The sequence below is a fragment of the Streptomyces sp. NPDC042371 genome, from assembly GCF_056437465.1.
The window spans coordinates 169,027-194,166 of record NZ_JBWKAP010000001.1; the positions used below are offsets into that span (position 1 = coordinate 169,027).

The 25,140-nt window shown below is 71.2% G+C and carries 22 protein-coding genes; 10 read left to right on the plus strand and 12 right to left on the minus strand.

The genetic code is table 11. The features are described 5' to 3' along the window. Positions 1-43: 43 nt before the first annotated feature. The 3 genes from AC068B_RS00780 to ctaC are packed head-to-tail and all read right to left on the minus strand — an operon-like array spanning position 44 to position 3,137. Positions 44-442 carry a cytochrome c oxidase subunit 4 gene (locus tag AC068B_RS00780; RefSeq protein ID WP_356267868.1) on the minus strand — a complete coding sequence of 133 codons (399 nt, stop codon included), beginning with the start codon at positions 440-442 and terminating at the stop codon, positions 44-46. Further along, positions 439-2,178, minus strand: a complete 1,740-nt coding sequence (gene ctaD, locus AC068B_RS00785) for an aa3-type cytochrome oxidase subunit I (protein WP_478668087.1) — start codon at positions 2,176-2,178, stop codon at positions 439-441. The genes AC068B_RS00780 and ctaD overlap by 4 nt, the downstream gene beginning before the upstream one ends. Then, a complete protein-coding gene (gene ctaC, locus AC068B_RS00790; protein ID WP_055566239.1) occupies positions 2,175-3,137 on the minus strand; it encodes an aa3-type cytochrome oxidase subunit II in 963 nt (320 codons plus the stop codon). Before ctaC ends, ctaD begins: the two co-directional genes overlap by 4 nt. A gap of 359 nt (positions 3,138-3,496) precedes the next feature. Between ctaC and AC068B_RS00795 the strand changes: the two genes are divergently transcribed. Beyond that, complete coding sequence (locus AC068B_RS00795; protein WP_478668089.1) at positions 3,497-4,873, plus strand: aminotransferase class V-fold PLP-dependent enzyme; 1,377 nt, start codon at positions 3,497-3,499, stop codon at positions 4,871-4,873. 6 nt (positions 4,874-4,879) lie between these two features. Here the strand turns inward: AC068B_RS00795 and AC068B_RS00800 are convergent, their stop codons facing one another. Next, positions 4,880-5,854, minus strand: coding sequence for a carbohydrate kinase family protein (locus AC068B_RS00800; RefSeq protein WP_478668090.1), 975 nt, complete (start codon positions 5,852-5,854; stop codon positions 4,880-4,882). Positions 5,855-5,988: 134 nt separating this feature from the next. Between AC068B_RS00800 and AC068B_RS00805 the strand changes: the two genes are divergently transcribed. Both AC068B_RS00805 and AC068B_RS00810 read left to right on the plus strand, forming a co-directional pair. Further along, positions 5,989-6,216 carry a hypothetical protein gene (locus tag AC068B_RS00805; protein ID WP_478669292.1) on the plus strand — a complete coding sequence of 76 codons (228 nt, stop codon included), beginning with the start codon at positions 5,989-5,991 and terminating at the stop codon, positions 6,214-6,216. 167 nt (positions 6,217-6,383) lie between these two features. After that, on the plus strand, positions 6,384-7,919 hold the full coding sequence (locus tag AC068B_RS00810; protein ID WP_478668092.1) for a hypothetical protein: 1,536 nt from the start codon (positions 6,384-6,386) through the stop codon (positions 7,917-7,919). Positions 7,920-8,001: 82 nt separating this feature from the next. On the opposite strand, the gene AC068B_RS00815 is transcribed toward AC068B_RS00810, so the two are convergent. After that, positions 8,002-8,358, minus strand: a complete 357-nt coding sequence (locus tag AC068B_RS00815) for a HesB/IscA family protein (protein WP_030786960.1) — start codon at positions 8,356-8,358, stop codon at positions 8,002-8,004. Positions 8,359-8,604: 246 nt separating this feature from the next. On the opposite strand from AC068B_RS00815, the gene nadA reads away from it, so the two are divergent. Then, entirely contained in the window at positions 8,605-9,810 is a 1,206-nt protein-coding gene (gene nadA, locus AC068B_RS00820) for a quinolinate synthase NadA (RefSeq protein ID WP_468560030.1), read from the plus strand. Between the two features lie 222 nt (positions 9,811-10,032). Beyond that, the gene (locus AC068B_RS00825; RefSeq protein ID WP_478668093.1) at positions 10,033-11,259 is read left to right on the plus strand and encodes a multidrug effflux MFS transporter; all 1,227 of its coding nucleotides are present in this window, start codon (positions 10,033-10,035) and stop codon (positions 11,257-11,259) included. Positions 11,260-11,346: 87 nt separating this feature from the next. Here AC068B_RS00825 and AC068B_RS00830 read toward each other — a convergent pair whose 3' ends face one another. The 5 genes from AC068B_RS00830 to AC068B_RS00850 all read right to left on the minus strand — a co-directional run bounded on the left by AC068B_RS00830 (position 11,347) and on the right by AC068B_RS00850 (position 18,236). Next, entirely contained in the window at positions 11,347-14,493 is a 3,147-nt protein-coding gene (locus tag AC068B_RS00830) for an efflux RND transporter permease subunit (protein WP_478668095.1), read from the minus strand. Between the two features lie 221 nt (positions 14,494-14,714). Further along, on the minus strand, positions 14,715-15,392 hold the full coding sequence (locus AC068B_RS00835; RefSeq protein WP_356267848.1) for a response regulator transcription factor: 678 nt from the start codon (positions 15,390-15,392) through the stop codon (positions 14,715-14,717). Next, positions 15,389-16,621 (minus strand): sensor histidine kinase, encoded by a 1,233-nt coding sequence (locus tag AC068B_RS00840; protein ID WP_478668096.1) that lies wholly within the window; start codon positions 16,619-16,621, stop codon positions 15,389-15,391. Before AC068B_RS00840 ends, AC068B_RS00835 begins: the two co-directional genes overlap by 4 nt. 485 nt (positions 16,622-17,106) lie before the next feature. Beyond that, positions 17,107-17,385 (minus strand): PspA-associated protein PspAA, encoded by a 279-nt coding sequence (gene pspAA, locus AC068B_RS00845; RefSeq protein WP_478668098.1) that lies wholly within the window; start codon positions 17,383-17,385, stop codon positions 17,107-17,109. Between the two features lie 26 nt (positions 17,386-17,411). After that, positions 17,412-18,236, minus strand: coding sequence for a PspA/IM30 family protein (locus AC068B_RS00850; protein WP_478668099.1), 825 nt, complete (start codon positions 18,234-18,236; stop codon positions 17,412-17,414). Between the two features lie 287 nt (positions 18,237-18,523). On the opposite strand from AC068B_RS00850, the gene AC068B_RS00855 reads away from it, so the two are divergent. From AC068B_RS00855 to AC068B_RS00865, 3 genes are all read left to right on the plus strand, one after another. After that, entirely contained in the window at positions 18,524-19,150 is a 627-nt protein-coding gene (locus AC068B_RS00855; protein ID WP_478668100.1) for a DUF3043 domain-containing protein, read from the plus strand. 74 nt (positions 19,151-19,224) lie between these two features. Continuing rightward, on the plus strand, positions 19,225-19,932 hold the full coding sequence (locus AC068B_RS00860) for a class I SAM-dependent methyltransferase (RefSeq protein ID WP_478668102.1): 708 nt from the start codon (positions 19,225-19,227) through the stop codon (positions 19,930-19,932). Between the two features lie 121 nt (positions 19,933-20,053). Continuing rightward, positions 20,054-21,118, plus strand: coding sequence for a S1C family serine protease (locus AC068B_RS00865; protein WP_478668103.1), 1,065 nt, complete (start codon positions 20,054-20,056; stop codon positions 21,116-21,118). Positions 21,119-21,240: 122 nt separating this feature from the next. Here AC068B_RS00865 and AC068B_RS00870 read toward each other — a convergent pair whose 3' ends face one another. After that, the gene (locus tag AC068B_RS00870) at positions 21,241-21,477 is read right to left on the minus strand and encodes a hypothetical protein (protein WP_468560012.1); all 237 of its coding nucleotides are present in this window, start codon (positions 21,475-21,477) and stop codon (positions 21,241-21,243) included. Positions 21,478-21,578: 101 nt separating this feature from the next. Between AC068B_RS00870 and AC068B_RS00875 the strand changes: the two genes are divergently transcribed. After that, positions 21,579-22,805: a bifunctional adenosylcobinamide kinase/adenosylcobinamide-phosphate guanylyltransferase gene (locus AC068B_RS00875; protein WP_478668105.1), complete on the plus strand. Its 1,227-nt coding sequence runs from the start codon at positions 21,579-21,581 to the stop codon at positions 22,803-22,805. Positions 22,806-22,847: 42 nt separating this feature from the next. Here AC068B_RS00875 and AC068B_RS00880 read toward each other — a convergent pair whose 3' ends face one another. Beyond that, a complete protein-coding gene (locus AC068B_RS00880; protein WP_478668106.1) occupies positions 22,848-23,906 on the minus strand; it encodes a class I SAM-dependent methyltransferase in 1,059 nt (352 codons plus the stop codon). 135 nt (positions 23,907-24,041) lie between these two features. Between AC068B_RS00880 and cobT the strand changes: the two genes are divergently transcribed. Next, positions 24,042-25,118 (plus strand): nicotinate-nucleotide--dimethylbenzimidazole phosphoribosyltransferase, encoded by a 1,077-nt coding sequence (gene cobT, locus AC068B_RS00885; protein ID WP_478668108.1) that lies wholly within the window; start codon positions 24,042-24,044, stop codon positions 25,116-25,118. The last annotated feature ends 22 nt before the right edge of the window (positions 25,119-25,140 follow it).

Here is a 25,140-nt window from a genome sequence, read left to right on the forward strand (position 1 = left end):
CGGAGTGCCGGGGCCCTTCGCGTGCGGGTCGGGAACTACAGACTCACTGGGTCTGGTTCTCGCCGCGGTAGTACTCGAACACCCAGCCCCACAGGCCGATCAGGAGGATCGGGGCCGAGAAGTACAGCAGCCACCAGCCGAAGACGACACCCATGAAGGCGAGCGCGCCACCGATGGCCAGGGAGAGCGGCTGCCAGCTGTGCGGGCTGAAGAAGCCCACCTCGCCGGCCTCGTCCGCGACGTCGGCCTCCTTGTTGTCCTGTGCGGAGGCGTCGACCCGCCGGGCCGTGAAGGCCAGGTAGTAGCCGATCATGATGCACAGGCCGAAGGCCAGGAAGAGCGCCGTGGTACCGGCGGGCTCCTTCGACCACACGCCATAGACGATCGCCATGGCGAGGACGAAGACGCTCAGCCAGATGAACATCTTGCCCTGGATCTTCACTTCGCGGCCTCCTTGTTGCCGCCGAGCAGCGCGGTGTCCTTCTGCCCGTCGTTCTCGATGTGGCCGAGCGCCGCGATCTCAGGGTGGTGCAGGTCGAACGCCGGCGATTCCGAGCGGATGCGCGGCAGGGTGAGGAAGTTGTGCCGCGGGGGCGGGCAGGACGTCGCCCACTCCAGGGAGCGGCCGTAACCCCACGGGTCGTCGACCTCGACCTTCTTGCCGTACTTGGCGGTCTTCCACACGTTGTAGAAGAACGGCAGGATCGACAGGCCGAGCAGGAACGAACAGATCGTCGAGATCGTGTTCAGGGCCGTGAAGCCGTCGGCGTGCAGGTAGTCCGCGTACCGGCGCGGCATGCCCTCGGCACCCAGCCAGTGCTGGACGAGGAACGTGCCGTGGAAGCCGATGAACAGCGTCCAGAAGGTGATCTTGCCCAGACGCTCGTCGAGCATCTTGCCGGTGAACTTCGGCCACCAGAAGTGGAAGCCGGAGAACATCGCGAACACCACGGTGCCGAACACCACGTAGTGGAAGTGCGCCACCACGAAGTACGAGTCCGAGACGTGGAAGTCCATCGGCGGCGAGGCCAGGATGACGCCCGTCAGACCACCGAAGGTGAAGGTGATCAGGAAGCCGACCGCCCAGAGCATCGGGGTCTCGAAACTCAGTGACCCCTTCCACATCGTGCCGATCCAGTTGAAGAACTTCACGCCTGTTGGGACGGCGATGAGGAACGTCATGAAGGAGAAGAACGGCAGGAGCACGCCGCCAGTGACGTACATGTGGTGCGCCCACACCGTCACGGACAGACCGGCGATGGCGATCGTCGCGCCGATGAGGCCCATGTAGCCGAACATCGGCTTGCGCGAGAACACCGGGATGACTTCGGAAATGATTCCGAAGAATGGTAGGGCGATGATGTACACCTCTGGATGGCCGAAGAACCAGAAGAGGTGTTGCCATAGCAACGCGCCGCCGTTTGAGGCGTCGAAGACATGGGCGCCGAACTTTCGGTCCGCCTCCAGGGCGAACAGCGCGGCGGCCAGGACCGGGAAGGCCAGCAGGACGAGCACCGCGGTCAGCAGCACGTTCCACACGAAGATCGGCATGCGGAACATCGTCATGCCCGGAGCGCGCATGCAGATGATGGTGGTGATGAAGTTGACCGAGCCGAGGATCGTACCGAAGCCGGAGAACGCCAGACCCATGATCCACATGTCCGCGCCGATGCCCGGCGAGCGGACCGCGTCCGACAGCGGGCTGTAGGCGAACCAGCCGAAGTCGGCCGCACCCTGCGGGGTGAGGAAGCCGCCGACCGCGATCAGCGAGCCGAACAGGTACAGCCAGTAGGCGAACATGTTCAGCCGCGGGAACGCCACATCGGGAGCACCGATCTGCAGCGGCATGATCCAGTTCGCGAAACCGGCGAACAGCGGCGTCGCGAACATCAGCAGCATGATCGTGCCGTGCATCGTGAACGCCTGGTTGAACTGCTCGTTCGACATGATCTGCGTGCCGGGACGGGCGAGTTCGGCGCGCATGAAGAGCGCCATGACGCCGCCGATGCAGAAGAACGCGAACGACGTGACCAGATAGAGCGTGCCGATCGTCTTGTGGTCAGTGGTGGTCAGCCACTTGATCACGACGTTTCCCGGCTGCTTGCGCCTGACCGGCAGCTCGTCCTCGTACGAGTCGTCTGCTGCCGCGGCACCCTGGGGTTCGTTGAGGATGCTCACAGGTTGTTCGTCTCCCGGTTCTTCTCATGGCCCGTCTGCTCGATGCCGGCCGGGATGTAACCGGTCTGGTTCTTCTTCGCGAGGTCCTCGAGGTGCTGCTTGTAGCGCTCGGGAGAGACGACCTTGACGTTGAAGAGCATCCGGGAGTGGTCGACGCCGCAGAGCTCGGCGCACTTGCCCATGAAGGTGCCCTCCTTGTTCGGAGTCACCTCGAAGGCGTTGGTGTGGCCCGGGATGACGTCCTGCTTCATGAGGAACGGCACCACCCAGAAGGAGTGGATGACGTCACGCGAAGTCAGAACGAAACGGACCTTCTCGCCCTTGGGGAGCCAGAGGGTCGGTCCGGGGTTGCCGTTCTGGGGGTTCCGCTCGCCGGGCGTGCCGACCTCGTAGACGCCGCCGGCGTTAGCCGGGAAGTCCTTGCGGAAGCGGTCCGGAATGGCGTCCAGGTCCTTGGACGTCTTGGCGTCGCCCTTGTCGGAACCCGGTACGTCCTCGATGTAGTTGAAGCCCCAGCTCCACTGATAGCCGACCACGTTGACCGTGTGGGCCGGCTTCGCGTCGAGCTTGAGGAGCTTCGACTCGTCACGTGCCGTGAAGTAGAAGAGCACCGACACGATGATGAGCGGAACCACCGTGTACAGGGCCTCGATGGGCATGTTGTAACGCGTCTGCGCCGGTACTTCCACCTTGGTGCGGCTGCGCCGGTGGAAGATGACGCTCCACAGGATCAGACCCCAGACCAGCACGCCCGTGGCGAGCGCTGCCGCCCACGAGCCCTGCCAGAGGGAGAGAATCCGCGGAGCCTCTTCCGTTACCGGGGTGGGCATTCCAAGGCGGGGGAAATCCTTGTATGTGCAACCGGTGGCGGTCGCCAGGATCAGGCCCGCAGTCAGCACCTGCGGCAGCTTCCGCCGCATCGGGCGCCGCGACGAGCGGTCGGAGCCGTTGGGACTCACGTAGCGCCTTCCCGAGAGTCTCGCCCGCGCGGTCGGCTGCGGCCTCCACGCTGGTCGGTCGCCGCCCTGCGGCGGGCAGGGGTTTGGATGTTTATGCGGACCAAACCCTACTGGACGCTATTTGGGGTCGCGCGGGGAGGGTGCCTAACGCGCCGCGGGTCACTCCGAAGGGTGGGACCAGGCTCCCTCGGCCGCTTTCTGACGGAGGGTCGGGACGCCCACCGGCTCGACGGAATCCGCTGGTCCGCGGGTGCGGGTGCCTGGTGGCCGAGCGCGCGGTTCCCCGCGCCCCGAGGGAGCAGCCCCTGCGGGGCGCTCCCCCGGGGCGGGGCGCTCCGGTGACGTCTTAGCGTGGGGGCGTGTCCTACTTCGATGCTGCTTCCTCCGCCCCGCTGCATCCCGTCGCACGGCAGGCTCTCCAGGCCTCGCTCGACGAGGGGTGGGCCGACCCCGCCCGGCTCTATCGCGAGGGGCGGCGGGCCAGGCTGCTCCTCGACGCCGCGCGCGAGGCGGCCGCCGACGCGGTGGGCTGCCGTCCCGACGAGCTCGTCTTCACCTCGTCCGGCACCCGTGCCGTGCACTCCGGAATCACCGGAGCGCTCGCCGGGCGGCGGCGCGTCGGACGCCACCTGATCGTGTCGGCCGTCGAACATTCGTCGGTGCTCCATTCGGCGGAGGCCCACGAAGCCGACGGCGGGGCGGTGACCGAGGTGGCGGTGGACAGGGGCGGGGCGGTGGACCCGGCGGCGTACGCCGCCGCGCTGCGGGAGGACACCGCGCTCGCCTGTCTGCAGTCCGCCAACCACGAGGTCGGCACGGAGCAGCCGGTCGCCCGGGTCGCCGAGGTGTGCCGGGCCGCCGGGGTGCCGGTCCTGGTGGACGCCGCGCAGTCGCTGGCCTGGGGGCGCGTCGACGGGGACTGGTCGCTGCTGACCGGGAGTGCCCATAAGTGGGGCGGCCCGGCAGGGGTCGGGCTTCTCGTCGTACGCAAAGGGGTGCGGTTCGCCGCGCAAGGGCCCGTCGACGAGCGGGAGTCCGGGCGGGCCGCCGGTTTCGAGAACATTCCGGCGGTCGTGGCGGCGGCCGCCTCGCTGCGGGCGGTGCGGGCCGAGGCCGCCGCGGAGGGTGCGCGGCTGCGGGAGCTGACGGAGCGGATCCGGGCGCGGGTGCCCGGGCTCGTGCCGGATGTGGAGGTGGTGGGCGATCCGGTGCGGCGCCTGCCGCACCTCGTCACCTTCTCCTGTCTCTATGTCGACGGGGAGACCGTGCTGCACGAGCTCGACCGGGCCGGGTTCTCCGTGTCGTCCGGGTCCTCGTGCACCAGTTCGACGCTGACGCCGAGCCATGTGCTGCGCGCCATGGGGGTGGTCAGCGAGGGGAACGTACGGGTGTCGCTGCCGTTCGGGGCCGACGAGGCGGACGTCGAGCGGTTCCTCGACGTGCTGCCCGGGGTCGTGCGCGGCGTGCGGGAGACCTTGGGGGCGCCGGTCGCGGGCGGGGACGGGGCGGCGGAGGCCGTGACGGTCGATGCGCTCGGGACGGCCTGCCCGCTGCCGGTCATCGAGCTGGCCAAGGCGATCGGGCGGGTGCGGGTGGGCGGCACCGTCACCATCCTCGCCGACGACGAGGTCGCGGCCGTGGACATTCCCGCCTGGTGCTGGACGCAGGGGCAGGAGTTCGTGGGCGAGCGGCCGACGGACCACGGTGTCGCGTACGTGGTCCGCCGGAGCTCGTGACGGGCCCTAGGCGAGGTGCGGCTGGACCTCGGCGGTGGCCTCGTGGCCGTACGCCTTGGTGAAGCGGTCGATGAAGTTGCTGCGGCGCAGCTCGTACTCCTGCGTGCCGACGGTCTCGATGACCAGGGTGGCGAGCATGCAGCCGACCTGCGCCGCGCGCTCGTGGGAGACGCCCCAGGCGAGGCCGGAGAGGAAGCCCGCGCGGAACGCGTCGCCGACGCCGGTCGGCTCGACCTTCGCCTCCTCCTCCGGGACGCCGACCTCGATCGGGTCCTTGCCGACGGACTCGATGCGGACGCCGTTCGCGCCGAGGGTCGTCACGCGGTGGCCGACCCGCGAGAGGATCTCGGCGTCGGTCCAGCCCGTCTTGGACTCGATGAGCCCCTTCTCGTACTCGTTGGAGAAGAGGTACGTCGCCCCGTCGAGGAGCGTGCGGATCTCCTCGCCCTCCATGCGCGCGATCTGCTGCGAGAAGTCCGCGGCGAAGGGGATCTCGCGGGCGCGGCACTCCTCGGTGTGCCGGAGCATCGCCTCGGGGTCGTCGGCGCCGATCGAGACGAGGTCGAGGCCGCCCACGCGGTCGGCGACGGCCTTGAGCTCGATGAGGCGGGCCTCGCTCATCGCGCCCGTGTAGAAGGAGCCGATCTGGTTGTGGTCGGCGTCCGTGGTGCAGACGAAGCGGGCGGTGTGCAGGGTCTCGGAGATGCGCACCGAGGCCGTGTCCACGCCGTGCCGGTCGAGCCAGGCGCGGTACTCGCCGAAGTCGGACCCTGCGGACCCGACGAGGATCGGGTTGGTGCCGAGCTGTCCCATGCCGAAGGTGATGTTGGCGGCGACGCCGCCCCTGCGGACATCGAGGGCGTCGACGAGGAAGGAGAGGGAGACCGTGTGCAACTGATCGGCGACCAGCTGGTCGGCGAAGCGGCCGGGGAAGGTCATCAGGTGGTCGGTGGCGATGGAGCCGGTGACTGCAATACGCACGGCTGGATGCTCCTGTGGAGGAGAGGCGGGGATTGACAGTTCACGCTACCGGGTCGAGGCACCCCTCCTGAAGTGCCAAAACTACCCGATAGTAGGGCTTTTTTCATGAGCGTCCGGATGCATACGGTGCCGTTATGACCGTTATCCCGAAGGATGTCGTCCTGCAGCGTCGCACCGCACCCGTCAGGGAGGCCGCGGAGAGCATGGAGTCGCTGCGCGGCGACTGCGCCCGCATGGCGCCGCACTGGGCGGTGCCCGCCCCGGCCGCGACCGCCCCCGTACCGCCCTCGCTGATCCACGGCATCACCGTCCCGCCCTCCTCCGCACGCCTGATCGGCGAAATGTCCGAGTACGGAGACTGAGGGAGACTGGTTCCGGGACCCTGGCGCACTCGTCGAGGGAACCGTGCGCTCCCCCGCTGCGTCCCATCGCCGTCCCCCGTAAAGGGGAACTGAGATACGACGAAGCCTGCCGGTGGCAATCACCGGTGGGATTTCCGGGACAGCAGTGCAGTCGAAGGAGCGATGCGGTGAGCACCGAGCGATCCGATCATGAGGCGGCCGAGCCGCAACGGCGGCGGTCCCGCCTGGCCGTCGCCTCGGTCGCGGCCACCGTGCTGCTGGTCGGCGGCGGTGGGGCGTACTTCGCGGCGTCCGCGTCCGGCGGTGGCGGCAACGGCGGCAGTGACGGGGCACCCGCGGGGGACGGCGGCAACCCGCCGCCCCTCGCCCTGGACGGCTATCCGGCCGGCGACGGGCCGGGCGACGCCAGAAGCGGCACCGGCGGTACCGGCGGCACCGGCGACTCCAACGGCATCGCGCCCGGCGAGCCCGACCCGAACGGCGCGAGGTACCGGGCGACCACCCAGCTGCCCGACGGCCCCGAGTCCGCCGCGGTCTACCACGCCCGCGGCGAGGTCACCCGGTCCGAAGTCACCGAGCTGGCGAAGACCCTGGGCGTGACCGGGACACCGAAGTCGCAGGACGGCGCCTGGAAGGTGGGATCCGGCAACGACGGGTCCGGGCCCTCGCTGCAGGTGAACAAGCAGGCGCCCGGCACCTGGACCTACGCCGGGCACGGCACGGGCGGCACCGACAACTGCCCCCGGTTCAAGCCCTGTTCCAGCACCTCCACCGCGCCGAACGGCGAGACGGAGGACGCGGTGAGCGAGCAGGCGGCCAAGGACGCCGCCGCGCCCGTCCTGAAGGCGCTCGGCCAGGACGACGCGAAGCTGGACGCGAGCCAGCTGATGGGCGCCGTACGGGTGGTGAACGCCGACCCGAAGGTGGGCGGCCTGCCGACGTACGGCTGGTCGACCGGCATCCAGGTCGGCGCGGGCGGCGAAGTGGTCGGCGGCAGCGGCCAGTTGAAGGCGCCGGAGAAGGGCGCCACGTATCCGGTGATCGGCGCCCAGGAGACCCTGGACCGGCTGAACAAGTCGGGCGGCGACGGCCACGTCGGCATCGGCGGCTGTGCGACCCCGGTGCCGCACGCCGACGACGCGACGAAGAACGAGGGCGGCAGCGGCCCGAAGCAGGCCCCCTGCAAGCCGTCGTCCGCGCCCAAGCCGCAGCCGGTCGCCGTCAACGGCGCCACGTTCGGCCTCGCGACGCACTTCGTGGACGGCAAGCAGACCCTCGTACCGTCCTGGCTGTTCGACGTGAAGCCGAAGGGCGCACAGGACACCTTCACGGTGACGCACCCGGCGGTCGCGCCCGAGTACCTGACGTCGCCCAGCACCCCGGGCACGCCGACGCCCACCGAGAAGCCGGGCGACAAGGGCGAAGGGACCGGGAAGGGCGATGCGGACAAGACGCGCCTCACGTCCTACAGCGCCGACGGGAAGTCGCTGACCGTGCACTTCTGGGGCAGCGCCTGCGCCGAGTACTCCGCGTCCGCGCGGGAGGACGGCGACCGCGTGACGGTCGAGATCGACCAGACCGGCAAGAAGGGCGACGTCTGCATCATGATGGCCAAGGACCTCAAGAAGAAGGTCACCCTGGACAAGCCGCTGGGCGACCGCAAGGTCGTGGACTCCGCGGGCGACACGGTCCGGCAGAAGTAGCAGCACGCAGCAGCACGTACGAAGGCGGCGGCCCCCTGGAATCTCAGGGGGCCGCCGCCTTCGTACGTGGGTGCCCGCAGCCTTAGCTGAAGGAGTCGCCGCAGGCGCAGGAGCCGGTGGCGTTCGGGTTGTCGATCGTGAAGCCCTGCTTCTCGATGGTGTCCACGAAGTCGATGGAGGCGCCGCCCAGGTAGGGAGCGCTCATCCGGTCCGTGACGACCTTCACGCCGTCGAAGTCCTTCACGACGTCGCCGTCGAGCGTGCGCTCGTCGAAGAACAGCTGGTAGCGCAGGCCCGAGCAGCCGCCGGGCTGAACGGCGACGCGCAGCGCCAGGTCGTCCCGGCCCTCCTGCTCCAGCAGGCCCTTCACCTTGGCCGCGGCGGCGTCCGACAGGAGGATGCCGTCGCTCACGGTGGTGGTCTCGTCCGATACGGACATCTGCTTCTCTCCCGGGTTGTACGGAGACTGCTTGCCGACGGTTGCAACCGGCGGGGCCGCGGATTCATTCCGGGCCGAGCGCTTACGTCTTACCCCTTCATGCTCGCACATGGCGCCGGGTGGAACAGCGGGCCGCGGGACGGGGAATGCGTCACATCGACACAATGGCCATCGTCAAACTGACACGAAGCAGTTATGATAGATAACGTCAATTAGACGAAAAGGATCGTCTGCAGATTAGAAAGGGTGCGTGTTGTGACCACCGCCCAGTCCCCCGTGGACAGCGTGAACCTCGATGTTCAGCCCACGCCCCTCGCCCTGCTGCTGCTCGGCCGCGAGGCCGACCCCAGGAGCGAGCGCGGCGTGGAGTGCCCCGGCGATCTGCCGTCCCCGTCCGACCCGGACCTGGTCGAGCGCGCCCGTGCCGCCAAGGAGAAGCTCGGCGACAAGGTCTTCGTGCTGGGCCACCACTACCAGCGCGACGAGGTCATCCAGTTCGCGGACGTCACCGGCGACTCCTTCAAGCTGGCGCGTGACGCGGCCGCGCGGCCGGACGCGGAGTACATCGTCTTCTGCGGTGTGCACTTCATGGCCGAGTCCGCGGACATCCTGACGACGGACGACCAGAAGGTCGTGCTCCCCGACCTGGCCGCGGGCTGCTCGATGGCCGACATGGCCACCGCCGAGCAGGTCGCCGAGTGCTGGGACGTGCTGACCGAGGCCGGGATCGCCGAACAGGTCGTGCCCGTCTCGTACATGAACTCCTCGGCCGACATCAAGGCGTTCACGGGCAAGCACGGCGGCACCATCTGTACGTCGTCCAACGCCAAGCGCGCCCTGGAGTGGGCCTTCGAGCAGGGCGAGAAGATCCTCTTCCTGCCCGACCAGCACCTGGGCCGCAACACCGCCGTGCGCGACATGGGGCTCTCGCTCGACGACTGCGTGCTCTACAACCCGCACAAGCCGAACGGCGGCCTGACCGCCGAGCAGCTGCGCGACGCGAAGATGATCCTGTGGCGCGGGCACTGCTCGGTGCACGGGCGCTTCTCGCTGGAGAGCGTCGAGGACGTCCGTGCGCGCATCCCGGGCGTGAACGTCCTGGTGCACCCGGAGTGCAAGCACGAGGTCGTCGCCGCGGCCGACCACGTGGGTTCCACCGAGCACATCATCCAGATGCTGGAGGCGGCGCCCGCCGGGTCCAAGTGGGCCATCGGGACCGAGCTGAACCTCGTGCGCCGACTGGCGAACCGTTTCGCCGCCGAGGACAAGGAGATCGTCTTCCTCGACAAGACGGTCTGCTTCTGCTCGACTATGAACCGGATCGACCTGCCGCACCTGGTCTGGACCCTGGAGTCCCTCGCCGAGGGCAAGCTGGTCAACCAGATCGAGGTGGACCGGGAGACCGAGCAGTTCGCGAAGTTGGCGCTGGAGCGGATGCTGGCGCTTCCGTAGTCGCCACTCGAATCACGTCACGTAAGGGGCGCCCGCCATTGCGGGTGCCCCTTACGGCGTTCTAGGCTCCACACTGCTTCCCGGGTGTTCTTCGACAGAGCCGCGCCGTGCTCCGCCCCGCAGCGCTTCTAGTACGCCTCATGTGCTTCTCCCGGCCGTCGTCCGGACCTTCCCCCCTCCCCTGTGCCCGCTCATCCGCCTGCCCAGGAGGGTTCCCGCGCCATGCGCATTCCCCTGCTCACCGCGGCGCTCGCGCTGCTTTCGTTCATCGGTCCGCTCTCGACCGACATGTATCTCCCCGCCTTTCCGCGCATGGCCGACGAGTTGGGCACCGACGCCTGGGGGGTGCAGCTCACGCTGACCGCGTTCCTCGTCGGGATGACGCTCGGGCACCTCGTCTTCGGGCCGCTCTCCGACCGGTACGGCAGGCGGGGGCCGCTGCTCGCGGGGGCGGCCGTGTGCACCGTGGGGACCGCGCTGTGTGCCGGGGCGCCCTCACTGGGGTGGCTGGTCGCGCTGCGGTTCGTGACCGGGTTCAGCGGGGCCGCGGGGGTCGTGATCAGCCGGGCCGTGCTCTCCGACCGGTTCCAAGGGGCCGCGGCCGCGCGGCTGTTCGGGGTGCTGATGACGCTGGCCGGGATCGCCCCCGTCATCGCCCCGCTGGCCGGTGGCGCGGTCATCGGGGCCTCGGGGTGGCGGAGCGTGTTCTGGGTGCTCGCCGGGGTCTCGCTCCTGGTGACCCTGGCGGTGGTGGTCGGCGTACCGGAGAGCCTGCCGCGGGAGCGGCGGCACCGGGGCGGGCCGCGACAGGTGGCGGCCTCGGCCCGCGAGGTCGTGGGCGACCGGGCGTACGTCGGGTACTCGCTCGCCTTCACCTTCGGGTTCGGGGTGCTCTTCTGCTACGCCGCCGGGTCGCCATTCCTGCTCCAGAACGTCCTGGGCCTGGCGGTCGGCACGTCGTCCGTCGCCTTCTCGGGCGGCGCGGTCGTCGCGGCGCTCTCCGGTGCGGCGGGGGCCCGCCTCGTGGGGCGGGTCGCTCCCGAGGCGCTGCTGCGGGGCGGGCTCTCGGCGATGTTCGCGGGGTCGTGCGTGCTGCTCGTGCTCGCCGTGGGCGGGCTGCTGTCGGTCGCCGTCTGTCTGCCGTTGCTGGCCGTGGTGTGCGGCGGGTTCGGGCTCGTGATGGCCAACTCGGCGGCGCTGGCGCTGGACCGGGTGGCGCCCCGTTCCTCCGGCATGGGGTCGGCGCTCCTCGGCACCGCGCAGAGCGCGCTGGGGGCGGTGGTGGCGCCGCTGGTGGGACTCGGCGGGGAGCACACGGCCGTGCCGCTGTTCTGCGGGATGGCGCTGTGCGGGGGCTGCGCGGTGCTGGCGCTGTTCGGCTGCGGGTGCGCCGTGGCCGATCGCGCGGTTCCCCGCGCCCCTGGGTGGGACTGGCGTGTCCGGCGATGACGGCCGGTCCTGGCGTCGCCGGGCGCGACAGGGCTGCCCAAGGGGCGCCCCCTCGGTGTTTCGCGGGGGCGCCCCTTCCGGTTGGGGTCAGGGCTTGGAGGGCTCCGGGGTTGAGGTGTCCGTGGCCTGGGCCGGGACGCCGTCCTTCTTCGCCCGCTTCGCCTCGCGCTTGGCGCGCCTGCGCTCCTTGCGGAGCTCCACCATCGCGTACAGCGTCGGCACGAGGAGGAGGGTGAGGAGCGTCGAGGTGATCAGGCCGCCGATCACCACGACCGCGAGCGGCTGGGCGATGAAGCCGCCCTCGCCCGTGACCCCCAGGGCCATCGGGAGCAGGGCGAAGATCGTCGCCAGGGCCGTCATGAGGATCGGGCGCAGCCGGTGGCGGCCGCCCTCGATGACCGCGTCGACCGTGCCGTAACCCTGCCTGCGGTACTGGTTGATGAGGTCGATCAGCACGATCGCGTTGGTCACCACGATGCCGATGAGCATCAGCATGCCGATCATCGCGGGGACGCCCATCGGGGTGTCCGTGAGGACCAGCAGGCCGATCGCGCCCGTCGCCGCGAACGGGATGGAGACCAGCAGGATCAGCGGCTGGACCAGCGAGCGGAAGGTCGCGACCAGGAGCATGAAGACGATCGCGATGGCCGCCAGCATCGCGAGGCCCAGCTTGGCGAACGCCTCGTCCTGGTCCTCGGACACGCCGCCGATCGAGGCCGTGGCCCCGTCGGGGAGCTTCAGCGCGTCGAGCTTCTTGGTCAGGTCCGCGCTGACCGCGCCGGTGTTGTCACCGGTCGGCTTCGCGGTGATCGTCGCGGCCCGCGCGCCGTCGATGCGGGTCATCGAGACCGGGCCGTCGACCAGTTCGACGTCGGCGATGTCGCCGAGCTTCACCCCGGGGCGCAGCGCCAGCTTCTTCAGCTCGTCGAGGGTCTTCGCCGGCTTCGCCGACTTGATCACGACGTCGCGCTCGGTGTCGTCGAGGATGGCCTTGCCGCTGGTGGTGCCGCGCACCGACTGGGCGACGGCCTGGCCGAGGGTGGTGTCGTCGAACCCTGCCGCGGCCGCCTTGGAGGTGGCCTTGACCGAGATGCGCGGGACGCTCTGCGCCAGGTCGCTCTGGACGTCGGTGACGTCGTCGAGCTTGGCGACCTCGTCCCGCACGTCGTCGGACGCCTCGCGCAGGACCTTCCCGTCGGCGGCCTTCACCACGACGCTGAGGTCCTGGCTGCCGAAGCCGTCACCCGCGGAGACGGTGGTCCGGCCGATCCCGGAGAGCTTGCCGAGCTCCTTCTCGACGAGGTCCTGCGTCTTGTCGTACGACGACTTGTCCTTGAGCGTCAAGGTGTACGAGGCCTGGTTGGTGTCCGTGCCGCCGCCGAAGGCGGCCATGAAGCCGGAGGAGCCGACCGTGACCTGGTAGTCCTTGATCCCGTCGATGCCCGACAGCATCTTCTCGACCTTCTTCGCCGCGGCGTCGGACGCCGAGAGGCTCGTGCCGGGCTTCAACTCCTGCTTGATGGAGAGGACTTCCTGCTCGCCCTGGTCGAAGAAGTTCGTCTTCAGGAGCGGCGCCATGCCGAACGTGCCGACCAGGATCACGAGCGCGATGCCGAGGCTGGTGAGGCGGCGGCGCGTCGCGAAGCGCAGGACGGGGACATACATCCGCTGGAGCCTGCTGCGGCTCTCCTTCTCCTCGGCCTTGCGGCGGGCCTCCTCCGGGTCCACGCCCTGGATCGACTTCGGGGCGCGCAGGAACCAGTACGAGAGGACCGGCACGACCGTCAGCGAGACGAGCAGGGAGGCGAGCAGCGCCGCCGTGACCGTCAGCGAGAACGAGCCGAAGAGCTCGCCCACCATGCCGCCGACCAGGCCGATGGGGAGGAACACCGCGACCGTGGTGAGGGTGGAGGACGTGACGGCGCCCGCCACCTCGCGGACCGCCTTCAGGATCGCCTGCTCGCGCTCCTCGCCGTAGCCGAGGTGGCGCTTGATGTTCTCCAGGACCACGATCGAGTCGTCGACGACGCGGCCGATGGCGATGGTCAGCGCGCCGAGCGTGAGCATGTTCAGGGAGAGGTCGCGCGTCCACAGGACGATCAGGGCGAGTACGACCGAGAGCGGGATGGAGACCGCGGTGACCAGCGTCGAGCGGATCGACGCAAGGAAGACCAGGATGATGACGACCGCGAAGAGCAGGCCGAGCGCGCCCTCGGTGGTGAGGCCCTTGATGGACTTGGCGACGGCCGGGCCCTGGTCGCTCGCGACCGTCAGGGTGGCGCCGGAGCCGAGGTCCTTGCGCAGGTCGGGGAGCTTGTCGTGCACCGCGTCGGAGATGGCGACGGCGCTGCCGTCGTGGTCCATCGTGACCGCGACCGCGAGGCTCGGCTCGCCGTCGGTGCGCGTGATGGACGTCGCGGTGGACGGCTTCTGCTCGACCTTGGCCACGTCGCCGAGGCGCACCGGCTTGCCGGGCTGCTCGCCGGGCGTGGCCTCGGGCGTGACCCGCAGGTTCTCGATCTGCCGCAGCGAGGTGTAGCCGCCGCCGACCTGCACGGTGCGGTTCTTGCCGCCCTCGTCGAAGGAGCCCGCGGGCAGCGTGGCGCCGCCCGCCTGGAGCGCCTTGCCGAGCGCGGCCGGGTTCAGCCCGGCCTTCGCCAGCTTCCGGTCGTCGGGGGTGACGTCGACCTGGAGGTCGCGCACGCCGTCGACGGTGACCTGGCCGACGCCGTCGATGTCCTTGAGGGACGGCACGACGGTGCGGTCCAGCTGGTCGGCGAGGGCCTGCTGGTCCTTGTCGGAGGTGACGGAGAGGACGACGGTCGGGATGTCGTCGGTGGAGCCCGCGACGACCTGCGGGTCGACGTCGTCGGGCAGTTCGGCGCGGGCGCGGTTCACGGCCTGCTGGACATCGGCGACGAGCTGCTTGGAGCCGCTGCCGTAGTCGAACTGGGCCATGATCACGGCGTTGCCCTCGCTCGCCGTGGAGGTGACGCCGGTGATGCCGTCGACCGCGTCGATGGTGTTCTCGAGCGGCTCGACGACCTGCTTCTCGACCACGTCGGGGGACGCGCCCTGGTACGGCGCGAGCACGGACACCATGGGCAGTTCGATGGAGGGGAGCAGCTGCTGCTTGAGCTGCGGTATCGCGATGGCGCCGAAGACGATCGCGATGATCGACATCAGCCCTATGAGTGCCCGTTGGGCAAGGCTGAACCTGGACAGCCAGGACATGGTGGTCTCTCTCTGTGGCGTGCGCGGCAGGGGCGGACGAGGCCGGACAGGCTGCCGGGCAGGGCCGTGGGGACAGCCACGGCCAGGGCCCGGAAAGTGGGTGCCTGCGGCAAGCTTCGGCCGCCCCTCACACTCTCAGCCATGGCCGGTAGCCGACGTCCCGCTCAGAGGACCATTTCGTATGCCACGCATACTGCGGTCGCAGTACGCCGCCTCTCGCGTCACTCCACCCTTGGACGCACCAGGCCCGATTCGTACGCAATGACCACGAGTTGGGCCCTGTCGCGGGCGCCGAGCTTCGCCATCGCCCGGTTCACATGGGTCTTCACGGTGAGCGGGCTGACCTCGAGGCGGTCGGCGATCTCGTCGTTCGAGTGGCCGCCCGCGACCTGGACGAGGACCTCGCGCTCGCGTCCGGTGAGCGCGTCGAGCCGCTCACCGCGCGGGCCGTCGCCGTCCATCCCCTCGCCCTGCGCAAGGAACTTGGCGATCAGGCCCTTGGTGGCCACCGGGGAGAGCAGCGCCTCACCGGCCGCCGCGATGCGGATGGCACCGAGCAGTTCGTCGGGCTCCGCCCCCTTGCCGAGGAACCCGGAGGCGCCCGCGCGCAGCGACTGCACCACGTACTCGTCGACCTCGAAGGTCGTCAGCATCACCACGCGCACATGCGCGAGCAACGGGTCCGCGCTGATCATGCGGGTGGCGGCGAGGCCGTCGGTGCCGGGCATCCGGATGTCCATCAGGACCACGTCGGCCCGTGCGGACCTGGCGAGCGCGACCGCCTCCGCCCCGTCGGACGCCTCACCGACCACCTCCATGTCGGATTCGGAGTCGACGAGCACCTTGAACGCGCTGCGCAGCAGCGCCTGGTCGTCGGCGAGCAGTACGCGGATCGTCACGCGGTCCCTCCCTTTGCCGTGGTCACGGGCAGGATCGCATGGACGCGGAAGCCGCCTCCGTAGCGGGGCCCCGCCGAGCAGCTGCCGCCGAGCGCGGAGACGCGTTCGCGCATGCCGATCAGGCCGTGGCCGCCGCCGGTGTCCTGCTCGGGGTCCCGCTCGGCGCCCTTGCCGGGGCCGGGGCCGTCGTCGATGACGGTGACCTCCACGTTCGGGCCGACGCGGACGACGCTCACCTCGGCCTTGGCGTCCGGCCCCGCGTGCTTCTGCACATTGGTCAGCGCCTCCTGGATGATCCGGAACGCGGCGAGGTCGACGGCGGCCGCCAGGTCCAGGCCGACCTGGCCGAGGGCCACTTCCACCGGCAGGCCCGCGTTGCGGAACGTCTCGACGAGCTCGTCGAGCCGGTGCAGTCCTGGGGCCGGTTCGGTGGGCGCCTCCGGGTCGCCGGTCTGCCGCAACAGGCCGACGGTGGCGCGGAGTTCGTTGAGGGCGGAGCGGCTGGCGTCCCTGACGTGCGAGAGGGCTTCCTTGGCCTGGTCGGGGCGCTTGTCCATGACGTGCGCCGCGACTCCGGCCTGCACGTTGACCAGGGCGATGTGGTGGGCGACCACGTCGTGCAGGTCGCGGGCGATCCGCAGCCGCTCCTCGGCGACGCGGCGCCGCGCCTCTTCCTCCCTCGTGCGTTCCGCCCGCTCGGCGCGCTCCCTTATGGCGTCGACGAAGGCGCGACGGCTGCGCACCGCGTCGCCCGCGGCGGCGGCCATGCCCGTCCAGGCGAAGATGCCGAGGTTCTCCTGCGCGTACCAGGGCAGGGGGCCGCCCGAGAGCATCGCGACGCCGGTGAGGCCCGTCATCGTGACGAGGCCGATCCGCCAGGTCGTGGAGCGGTCCGTGCGGGCGGCGACGGTGAACAGTGCGATGACCGCGCACATCACGACGGGGGCGCGGGGCTCGCCGGTGAGCAGCTCGACGATGGAGGCGCCGCAGGTCGCGGCCAGCACGGACCAGGGGGCGCGGCGGCGGAAGACGAGGGCGAGCGCGCCGAGCGTCATGAGGATCAGGCTCGGGACGTCGGGGGTGCGGGTGCCCCAGGTGGGGCCGTGCTCTCCGTTCGGCTCCGCGAAGGAGCCGACGACCATGCAGACGAGGACGGCGAAGGCGAGCAGCGCGTCCACCGCCAGCGGGTGTGTTCTGGCCCAGCCGCGGCCTCGTACGAGAGTGGTCACTGGCTCAACGTTACGGGGGCTGGCCGGGGGCCTTGAGCGGAATGGAGGATCGTCGTCGGCCGACGGGCCGGATGTGGCTGGTCGCGCCGTTCCCCGCGGCCCTGGCTGCGTCCTCGGGTTCCGGTTCGATGGGGCTGGGCGCGCCGTTCCCCGCGGCCCTGGCTGCGCCTTTGCCTGCGGGCCGGATGTGGCTGGGCGCGCCGTTCCCCGCGCCCCTGGCTGCGTCCTCGGGTGCCGGTTCGATGGGGCTGAGCGCGCCGTTCCCCGCGGCCCTGGCTGCGCCCTCGGGTGCCGGTTCGATGGGGCTGAGCGCGCCGTTCCCCGCGCCCCTGACTGCGCCCTCGGCTGCCGGTCCGCTGTGGCTGAGCGCGCCGTTCCCCGCGCCCCTGGCTGCGCCCTCGGGTGCCGGTTCGATGGGGCTGAGCGCGCCGTTCCCCGCGCCCCTGACTGCGCCCTCGGCTGGGGGCGGGTGGGGCTGGGGTGGGTCAGCCTGGGATTAGGCCGTCGTCGCTCAGCATGTCTCGGACCTCGTCCAGGGTGGCGTCCGGGGCGGGGAGGATCAGTTCCGAGGGTTCCAGGGCGTCGTCCGGGAGAGGGGTGCCGAGCTCCCGGACCTTGTCCAGGAGCGCGTGGAGCGTGCGGCGGAAGCCGGGCTCGTCGCCGCTCTCCATCTCCTCCAGCAGGTCGTCGTCCAGCTTGTTCAGTTCGGCGAAGTGGCTGTCCGCCAGCTCCACCTGCCCCTCCCCCATGATCCGTACGATCATGTCGTCCTCCTCGGACGTGCGTAGGGCTACTGCTTGTCGAGGCGCGGGGTGTCCTGGGGCTGCTGCGCCTGGGGCTGGCCCTTGCCGCCCTCGATCGCCTGCTGCCCGCTGCTGGATCCGCCCCCAGAGCCAATAGCCTGGGAGGTACCCCCAGCCAGCTCGGCCTTCATGCGCTGCAGTTCCAGCTCTACATCAGTACCACCGGAGAGGCGGTCCAGCTCGGACTGGATGTCGTCCTTGGCGAGTCCGGAGGAGTCGTCGAGGGCCCCGGAGGCGAGCAGTTCGTCGATCGCACCGGCCCGCGCCTGGAGCTGCGCGGTCTTGTCCTCGGCGCGCTGGATCGCCATGCCGACGTCGCCCATCTCCTCGGAGATGCCGGAGAAGGCCTCGCCGATGCGGGTCTGCGCCTGCGCCGCGGTGTACGTGGCCTTGATCGTCTCCTTCTTGGTGCGGAAGGCGTCGACCTTGGCCTGGAGGCGCTGGGCCGCGAGGGTGAGCTTCTCCTCCTCGCCCTGGAGCGTCTGGTGCTGCGTCTCCAGGTCCGTCACCTGCTGCTGGAGCGCCGCGCGGCGGGACAGGGCCTCGCGGGCCAGGTCCTCGCGGCCGAGCGCCAGCGCCTTGCGGCCCTGGTCCTCAAGGGTCGAGGACTGCTTCTGGAGCTGCGTCAGCTGCAGCTCGAGGCGCTTGCGGGACGTCGCCACGTCAGCAACGCCGCGGCGCACCTTCTGCAGCAGCTCCAGCTGCTTCTGATACGAGTAATCGAGGGTCTCGCGCGGGTCCTCGGCCCGGTCAAGGGCCTTGTTCGCCTTCGCGCGGAAGATCATCCCCATACGCTTCATGACACCGCTCATGGGCTTCGCGCGCCCCCTTCTGACGGACTTCCAGCTCCAGGTACTGCTCAGAACCCACAGTACGGGCCCTGCATCCATTACCGCACTGTTCGCGGGCGGATGCGCTCATCCCCAAGGACGACTGCATCGCGCACCGCTCCGGCGTAAGGAGTAGGTGCACCCCTGTATGCCGACCCCGAGGGGCGGGACCGCACCGCCGAACCGGCCGCATACGCCTGCTACGTCCCATTGGGCACGTAATCAAGACGCACGGTGTTGCCGGATCGTTCCCCTCCGGGCGGACGTCCATGTCCCCGCACCCCGTACCCTTGGATTTTGTGTTCCGTAGCCGATCCAAGGATGAGAAGGCCCCGGCTGTTCAGGCGCCGGTGACCGACTCCACCCAGCCCCGTGACCCGCAGGCCCCCAAGGGCCGCCCCACCCCCAAGCGCGCCATGGCCCAGTCCCAGCGCCGCAGCGTGACCAACACGCCGACGACGCGCAAGGAGGCCGCCAAGCGGCAGCGCGACGAGCGCCGCACGCAGATGGCGAAGCAGCGCGAGGCGATGGCCAGCGGCGACGAGCGGTTCCTGCCCGCCCGTGACAAGGGTCCTGTGCGCAAGTTCGCGCGCGATTTCGTGGACTCGCGCTTCTGCGTCGCCGAGTTCTTCCTGCCCCTCGCGGTGATCATTCTCGTGCTGAGCATCGTCCAGGTGCCCCAGCTGCAGAACGTCGCGCTGCTTGCCTGGCTCTTCGTGATCGTCCTGATCATCGTCGACTCGATCGTCACCGCGCTCCGCCTCAAGAAGCGCCTGGCCGAGCGCTTCCCGAACGAGAGCAAGAAGGGCGCCGTTGCCTACGCCCTGATGCGCACGCTCCAGATGCGCCGACTGCGACTGCCGAAGCCGCAGGTCAAGCGCGGAGCGCGGCCCTGAGCGGATTCACCGGCGGCGCCGGCGCCTGGCTGGAGAAGCTGGGCGGCCTGCGCAACGCCGTTCGCCAGGAGCTGGTGGCGCGCCAGCTCGACGAGCAGATAGCCGGACGCTTCCCCGTGGGACAGCGGCTCCGGGTGCTCGACGTCGGCATGGGCCAGGGCACGCAGGCACTGCGGCTCGCCCGCGCCGGTCACAAGGTGACGGGCGTCGAGCAGGACACCGCCATGATCGCCGCGGCCCGCGCCTCGCTCGCCGCCGAGCCCGAGGGCATCCAGGGACGGGTGCGGATCGTCGAGGGCGACGGGCACCAGACCGGGGTGCACTTCCTGCCCGGCAGCTTCGACGTCGTGCTCTGCCACGGCGTCCTCATGTACGTGGAGGAGCCCGAGGCGCTCCTCGCCGGTCTCGCCCGGATGCTGGCGCCCGGCGGGCTGCTCTCGCTGCTGGTGCGCAACGCGGAGGCGCTGGCCATGCGGCCCGGTATGGCCGGGGACTGGGCGGGGGCGCTCGCCTCCTTCGACTCCGTCACGTACCGCAACCGGCTCGGCATCGACGCCCGCGCGGACCGGCTCGACCGGCTGACCTCCGCGCTTGCGGGGATCGCGGCGCCGCTGCAGGCCTGGTACGGCGTGCGGGTCTTCACCGACACCGTGGCCGACGGTGCCGTACTGCCTCCCGAGTGGGAGTTCGAGGCGCTGCTCGCCGCCGAGGAGCGGGCGGGGCGTACCGATCCGTACCGGCGGGTCGCCGCCCTTCTGCATCTCTGCGGAGTGCGGGACTAAGAGGGCCAGGGGGTTTTCACGTCACCGGCACCGCCGTGCGGCCTACGCACCTGGTGCCGGTGACGCCTGTTCGGCCCCCTAAGACAGGGCTACACCGCCCGACAAATCCGACACTCGGGGCATGACTGCCTCAAGCACCCGCGCCCGTGTCGTCTCTCTTCCGCTGGCCGCCGCCCTCTCCGCCGTCGCGCTCGTCGGCGGCTGCTCCTCCTCGGACTCCGGCGACTCCGGCAGGTCCACCACGCAGGCCGCCCCGGCCTCCGCGAACGATCTGCAGGACGACTACCAGAAGGTGATCAAGGACGTCCTGCCGTCCGTCGTCCAGATCGACGCCGCCGACAGCCTGGGCTCCGGGGTCGTCTACGACGACAAGGGGCACATCGTCACCAACGCCCACGTCGTGGGCAAGGAGAAGCGCTTCAAGGTGACGACGGCGACCGGCGAGCAGGCCCTGACCGCCGATCTGGTCGCCTCCTACCCGGAGCAGGACCTCGCCGTCATCAAGCTGAGCGACGTGCCGGACGGTCTGAAGGCCGCGGAGTTCGGCGACTCCACCAAGGCCGAGGTCGGGCAGATCGTGCTGGCCATGGGCTCGCCGCTCGGCCTGTCGTCCAGCGTAACCCAGGGCATCGTGTCGGCCACCGGGCGGACCGTCAGCGAGGGCCGCTCGGGCGGTGGGACCGGGGCCACCATCGCCAACATGGTGCAGACCTCGGCGGCGATCAACCCGGGCAACAGCGGCGGCGCGCTCGTCGACCTCGACGGGAAGGTCATCGGCATCCCCACGCTCGCCGCGAGCGATCCGCAGATGGGCGACAGCGCCGCCCCCGGCATCGGCTTCGCGATCCCGTCCTCGATGGTGAAGACCGTCGCCGACCAGATCGTGAAGAGCGGCAAGGTGACCGACTCGGGCCGGGCCGCGCTCGGCATCACGGGCCGCACCGTTCTCGGCGACGACTACCGGCCCGCGGGCGTGGCCGTCGTCGAGGCGCGCGAGGGCGGCGCCGCGGCGAAGGCCGGGATGGCGGCAGGGGACATCATCACCGGGCTCGGCGACGACGAGGTGACCACCATCAACTCGCTCTCCGAGGCGCTCGCCTCGGCCGAGCCGGGCGAGAAGACGAAGGTCACGTACGTGCGTGACGGTGCGGAGAAGAGCGCCGACGTCACCCTCGGGGAGATGTAGCCACTGATGCAGCCGCTGATGCAGCCACTGGTGCAGCCACCACGGACGGCGGGACTCGCCCCGCTGCGTGCGGGAGGCGGCGACCGTGGCCCGGCCGCCGCCTCCCGTGGTGCGCGCTCAGGTCAGGCGGAGGCGTCCTCGGAGTCCTCCGCGCCCTCCATGTGCAGGCTCATCGGGCCGTAGATCTTGTTCGCGTCCTCGAAGAGGGTCACCTGGTCGGCGCCGCCGTCGGCGAGCGCCTTCCAGCACTCACCGACCCAGGACTCGGCGTCGCCCTGTGTGGTGAACTCCTCGGGCTGGACCGCGGGCTGGACCTCTGTCCCGTCCGCCTTCTCGAACCGCCACGTCCATGCCGCCATGTCAGCCTCCCGAAGGTCCCGTAGCGGTATGAGAACCGCCTGAATCCGCTTGAAGCCTAGCCGGGCGAGCGGCGCTCGACCCGACGCGGGAGGATCTTCGTGTGGAACTGACTCTGCTCGGCACCGGCGCCCCCGGTGGACTGCCCCTCCCCGACTGCCCCTGCGCGGTCTGCGCGACCGCGCTCGGCGATGCGGCACGCGCCCCCACCGCGCTCCTCGTGGACGGCGTCCTGCTGCTCGACCTCACCCCCGGCGCCGCCTTCGCGGCCGCCCGCGCCGGGCACTCGCTCGGCGGAGTGCGCCAGGTCCTCCTCTCCCACCCGCACGACGGGCCCGCCGTCGAGGTCCCCGCGGGGCTGCCGCAGCCGGGGCGGGTGGCCGACGGGCGGGAGCTCGCGCTGCTCACCGGGCACCGGGTGCGCACGGTGGCGCTGGACGCGCCGGGTTCGGGGTACGAGGTGACCGGGCCGGACGGGGAGCGGCTCCTCTACCTGCCGCCGGGCGGGGCGCCCGCGGGGCTCAGCGAGGGGAACGGCGGCGCGCAGGGGCGCGGTGAGCGGGCCCCGTACGAGATGGTCGTCGCCGATGTCCTCGGCCGCCCCGACGGGCTCGCCCGGCTCCGGGCGGCCGGGGCCGTCGGACCCACCACCGACGTGCTCGCGGTGCACATCGGCCACCAGGCGCCGCCCGGCGCGGAGCTGACGCGCCGTCTCGCCGCCGCGGGGGCGCGGGCCGTGCCGGACGGGTCGACGCTCGTGATCGGCGCGTACGAGGACGTGCCGGACGTGCCGCGCCGGACGCTGGTCCTCGGCGGCGCGCGGTCGGGCAAGTCGGTGGAGGCCGAGCGGCGCCTTGAGGCCTTCCCCGAGGTGCTGTACGTGGCGACCGGCGGGACCAGGGGCGGCGACACCGAGTGGGCGCAGCGGGTGAGCGTGCACCGCGAGCGGCGCCCCGGCTCCTGGCGCACCACGGAGACCTGCGACCTCGTCCCGCTGCTCGCGCAGGACGGTCCCGCGCTGCTCATCGACTGCCTGTCGCTGTGGCTGACCCACGTCATGGACGAGGTGAAGGCGTGGGACGACGACGAGTGGGCGGGCGGCGGGGAACGGGAGCTGCGGCGGCGGGTCACCGAACTCGCGGACGCGGTGCGGGCGACCCGGCGCACGGTCGTCGCCGTCTCTAACGAGGTCGGCTCCGGGATCGTCCCCGCGACCGCGTCGGGCCGCCGCTACCGCGACGAACTGGGCCGCCTGAACACGGTGTTCGCCACCGAGTGCGAGCACGTGCTGCTCGTGGTGGCCGGGCAGGCCCTGTCGCTGCGCGGCTGAGAGCCTGTGTCATCACCCCGGCCGGGGTGATGACACAGGCTCTCAGGTGTCCGCGCCCCTGCGGGCGATGACGCGGTAGGTGTTGGCGAAGCCGGTGCGGGTGAGCAGGGGCCGCAGGAGCGTGTCGAGGGCGCGGGCGGACGCCACCAGCGGCACCGACATCCCCTGTGCGGCCCGGCGCAGTCTCAGCTGGAGCGGGGGCGCGGGCTTGGCGCGCCACGGGACGTCGGGCCCGGGGATGCGGCGGTCGAGGAAGAGCTCGACGGCCGTGCCCAGGTCGAGCGGGACGTGCGCGGCGCGGCGCTCGACGGCGACGACCGTGAAGCCGAGCTCCGTCAGCTCCGTACGGAGGTTGGCGAGCGGCACGAGGTGCAGGTGGCGCGGCTGGCCGTACGACGCCCACCACTTGCCGAGCAGCCCGGCGTAGCGGCACTCGGGGTCGGGGGCCTCGATCATCAGGTGCCCGCCGGGGCGCAGCACGGTTCTCGCCGCTCCGAGCTCCTCGCGGGGGTCCGGGGCGCACTGCAGGGTGTGGAACATGCTCAGTGCGTCGTAGCGGCCCGCGAGGGAGTCCGCGAGCGCGGTGAGGGAGCCGCGGTGGCCCTCCTCGATGCGACCGCACCGCAGCCCCTCCAGGACACCGGCGCCCTCGTCGAGGCCGTCGAAGGCGGTGTACGGCAGGACCTGCCTGGCCAGCGCCGGGAAGTGCGCGTCGCCTGTGCCGACGTCCAGCCAGCACTCGGGCTCGTCGAAGACGCGCAGTGCGCGGGCCCTGGCGTGGGCACGGCTGCGGGTGCGGGCGGCGGAGAGGCGGCACTCATCGGGGCCCTCGCGCGCGTCCCTGCGGTAGAAGGCCAGTCCGTCGGGGGTGAGTCGGGGGTTCTGGAAGGAGTGGCCGCAGTCCCCGCACCGGTCGAGCGTGAAGCTGCCCGGCTTGCGCTGGACCAGGTCGGTGGTGCGCAGCCTGGCCCGCAGGCGCGTGGAGCCGCACCAGGGGCAGTCGGTGCGGCGGGGCTCGTGGAACCGCTCGGTGCCCTGGGCGAGTTCGGCGAGGTAGGCGGGACGCCGGTCGGCGACGCGCTGGGCGGCATCCGTGGTCATGGTCGCACTCCTGGAAGAAGCCGAGACAAACAGGAACGTAAAGGATCATTCCCGCATATGCGGTGACACCATGCATGGCGCGGCTCGCAGGGCCGTTCGAGCGACACCGGCACCGCTCCCGGTACTGTTCGCCGAATGAGCTCGCTGAATCTCGACGACTTCACCGACCTGATCGAGCGGCCCGACGGCGGGGTGCGCCGCGACGCCGAGGACCGCAGGGCGCGGCAGACCGTGCCACCCGGCTCGCTCGGCCGTCTCGACGAACTCGGCGAGTGGCTCGCCGCGGCCCAGTCCTCGGTGCCGGTGCGGCCAGTCGCGCGGCCGCGCGTGGTCCTGTTCGCGGGCGACCACGGCGTCTCCGAGCTCGGTGTCTCGGTGCGGCCCGCGGGGAGCGCCGCCGAACTCGTACGTTCCGTGCTGGCCGGTGAGACCCCCGCGGCCGTTCTCGCGCGCCGCCTCGAAGTGCCCGTCCGCGTCGTCGACATGGCGCTCGACTGCGACCCTGAGGAGCTGCCCGCCGAGGTCGCGGGGCACCGGGTGCGGCGCGGCTCAGGCCGCATCGACATCGAGGACGCGCTGACCGTCGAGGAGGCGGAGCAGGCGCTGCGCGCGGGCATGGCCGTCGCCGACGAGGAGGCGGACTCGGGCACCGATCTGGTCGTGCTCGGCGATGTCAGCGTGGGCGGCACGACGCCCGCCGCGACGCTGGTGGCCGCGCTGTGCGGGACCGACGCCTCGGTGGTGACCGGGCGGGGCGGCGAGCCCATCGACGACCTGGCGTGGATGCGCAAGTGCGCGGTGGTGCGGGACGCGCTGCGGCGGGCCAGGCCCGTGCTCGGCGACCAGCTGGAGCTGCTCGCCGCGGTGGGCGGCGCCGATGTGGCGGCGATGACGGGCTTCCTGCTGCAGTGCGCGGTGCGGCGCACCCCGGTGATCCTCGACGGCGTCGTCGCGTCGGCGGCCGCGCTGGTGGCCCAGCGGGTCGCCTTCCGGGCGCCGGACTGGTGGCTCGCGGGGCACGACAGCGGGGAGCCCGCCCAGGCCAAGGCGCTCGACCGGATGGCGCTCGAACCGCTGCTCTCGCACGGCGTGCAGGTCGGCGAGGGCGCGGGGGCACTCCTTGCGCTGCCGCTGGTGCAGGCCGCGGCCGCGCTGGCGGCGGAGCTGCCGGAGCGGGAGCCCGCGGCGGCGCAGGCACCCGCCGAGAGCTAGGGCCCGTCCGGCGGGTCCGCAT